Genomic DNA, 2,805 nt, shown 5'->3' with positions numbered 1-2,805 from the left:
TGGGACCGGGCCATCTGGTCCTCTTCCGACGCGCCCGCCAGGCGCTCGACGACGTCGCCACCGAGCTGATCCGCGGCGGCCAGTCGGACGTTGCCGATCTCGGTGGCCCGGAGATCGAGGACCTCAAAGACCAGGTCCTGGAGACGGCCGCGCAGCGAGAGGTCACTTGGATCAGCGAGCTGTTCCACGATGACGACGGCCCCCATATCGAGGAGTGTCCCATGGCCGAGCGCGGTGCCGGTTCCTGGGATGCGTTCTTCGCCCTGGAGGCGACCGACGTCTCGGACCTCGGCCACGGCGCCACCTGGGGCATCGTGCCTGGCCTGCGCTGGAACCTCTTCGACGGGGGGCGCATCCGCAGCAACATCGAAGTCGAGGGCGCGCGGGCCGAGGTGGCTGCACAGGTGCGGGCGCTCCGTGCCCGGCCGAACGGCGACGGCGTGCGCTGGGTCCGGAGCGAGGGCTACCACGTGACGCTCCGCTTCCTCGGCAACGTGGCGGTCCCGCTCGTGCCGGAGCTGGTGTCCGCGGTCGAGCAGGCGCTCCGGGGCGCGAAGCCCTTCGCCGTCACGCTCGGGCCGCCTCGGGCGTTCCCCTCGGAGCGCCGTCCGCGCGTCGTCGTGCTGCCGCTCGAGCCCGAGGCCGAGCTGGCGGCGCTCGCCGAACGCATCGAAGGGGCCGTCGTGGCGTGCGGCCTGCCGCCCGAGAAGCGGCGCTTCCGCGGCCACCTCACGCTCGGCCGCGTGCGCGGCCGCCGGCTCCCGGAGCTCGCGGTGCCCCCCGCCTGCACCGACCCGCTCGCCGTCCGCGAGGTCGTGCTGTTCCGGAGCGACCTCGGGCGCGACGGCTCCCGCTACGCGCCGCTGGCACACCTCCCGCTCACCGCGGAAGAGACACTTCCTCCCCCCGCGAGCATTCGAGAATTCCAACAAGGAGACTGATCGCATGGCCAAGAGCAACGAAACGGATCGCGCCGACGCGAAGCGCAAGGCAATCGAGATGGCCGTCTCGAGCATCGAGAAGCAGTTCGGCAAGGGCTCGATCCTCACCATGAGCGAGGAGTCGATCGATCGGGAGATCGACGTGATTCCGACCGGCTCCGTGAGCATCGACCTCGCCCTCGGCGTCGGCGGCTATCCGCGCGGACGCGTGGTCGAGATCTACGGGCCGGAGTCGAGCGGCAAGACGACGCTCACGCTCCACGCAGTCGCGCAGGTGCAGCGGCAGGGCGGCGTGGCCGCCTTCATCGACGCCGAGCACGCCCTCGACGTGGCCTACGCCCGCCGCCTCGGCGTGCGCGTCGAAGACCTGCTGGTTTCGCAGCCCGATACGGGCGAGCAGGCGCTCGAGATCGCCGACGTGCTGCTGCGCTCCGGGGCGGTCGACCTGGTCGTCATCGACTCGGTGGCGGCTCTGGTGCCCCGCGCCGAGATCGAGGGCGAGATGGGCGACTCGCACATGGGCCTCCAGGCGCGACTGATGAGCCAGGCGCTGCGCAAGATCACGGGTACGGTCTCGAAGTCGGGCACGACGGTCATCTTCATCAACCAGATCCGCATGAAGATCGGCGTGATGTTCGGCAACCCCGAGACCACGACCGGCGGCAACGCGCTCAAGTTCTACTCGTCCGTCCGCCTCGACGTGCGCCGCATCGCCGCCATCAAGGACGGCGACAACGTGGTGGGCAACCGCACCCGCGTGAAGGTGGTGAAGAACAAGGTCGCGCCGCCCTTCCGGCAGGCCGAGTTCGACATCCTCTACAACGAGGGCATCTCCTTCGAGGGCGATCTACTCGACCTGGGGGTCGATGCCGGCACGGTCGAGAAGAGCGGCGCCTGGTACAGCTACGACGGCGAGCGCATCGGCCAGGGGCGCGAGAACGCGCGGCGCTTCCTGCGCGAGAACCCGGAGATCCGCGAGCGGCTCGCCGAGGCGGTCTATGCCGCCAAGGGCATCAAGCGGTCCGTGCCGGCGCAGGCGCCGGAGGCCGCCGAGGAGGCCGCAGCGGAGGCCTAGCGGGGGTGGAGGTTCCGGCCGGGCTCACTGCCCGACCGGGGCTCGATCCCCCCAGGCCAGCCCTTGCGGTTTTCTTCCGGCCTCAAGGGGCCCCCGGAATCGACCGAAACGACCCGGAGCGTCTCCACGTGCGTGGGGACGTCTGGCGAGGAGTCGGCGATGCCGCTGGTGCTGGACGACGTCCTGAAGGTTGCGCTCAAGGGGGGCGCCTCCGACATCCATCTCAAGTCCGGTCTACCGCCCATGTTCCGGGTGGACGGCGCGCTCGTTCCGCTCAAGAACGGCGAGCGCATCATGCCGGACGAGATGCAGAAGATCGCCGTCGCCATCATGAACCCGGTGCAGAAGGCGCGCTTCGAGGAGTTCCGCGAGTGCGACCTGGCCTACGGGATTCCGGGCCTCGGCCGCTTCCGCGTGAACGTCTTCCAGCAGCGCGGCACGATCGGAATCGTGTTCCGCGTGATCCCCTTCGGCGTGAAGACGATGGAGCAGCTCCACCTGCCCAAGGTGATCGAGAAGGTCGCCATGGAGCAGCGCGGGCTCGTGCTCGTGACCGGGACGACGGGCTCCGGCAAGTCGACGACGCTGGCCTCGATGATCGACCACATCAACGCGCACCGCACCGCGCACATCATGACCATCGAGGACCCGATCGAGTTCCTGATCCGCGACCGCCGCTCGGTGGTGAACCAGCGCGAGATCGGAGTCGACACCCAGACCTTCGCGAACGCCCTGCGCGCCGCGTTGCGCCAGGATCCCGACGTGATCCTGGTCGGCGAGATGCGCGAC

Annotated in this window: 3 protein-coding genes; all 3 read left to right on the top strand. The window is 69.7% G+C overall.

Translation table 11 applies throughout. The features are described from left to right. The coding region (gene thpR / locus ABFS34_16385; protein ID MEN8377003.1) for an RNA 2',3'-cyclic phosphodiesterase at positions 1-941 on the top strand (941 nt) is incomplete at its 5' end. A gap of 4 nt (positions 942-945) precedes the next feature. Then, entirely contained in the window at positions 946-2,016 is a 1,071-nt protein-coding gene (recA, locus tag ABFS34_16380; GenBank protein MEN8377002.1) for a recombinase RecA, read from the top strand. 165 nt (positions 2,017-2,181) lie between these two features. Continuing rightward, the coding region (locus ABFS34_16375) for an ATPase, T2SS/T4P/T4SS family (GenBank protein MEN8377001.1) at positions 2,182-2,805 on the top strand (624 nt) is incomplete at its 3' end.

It is taken from the genome of Gemmatimonadota bacterium (assembly GCA_039715185.1).
Lineage (GTDB): Bacteria > Gemmatimonadota > Gemmatimonadetes > Longimicrobiales > RSA9 > DATHRK01.
The sequence above is the reverse complement of the archived record's forward strand: the minus strand, read 5'-3'. Positions and strand labels throughout refer to the sequence as shown.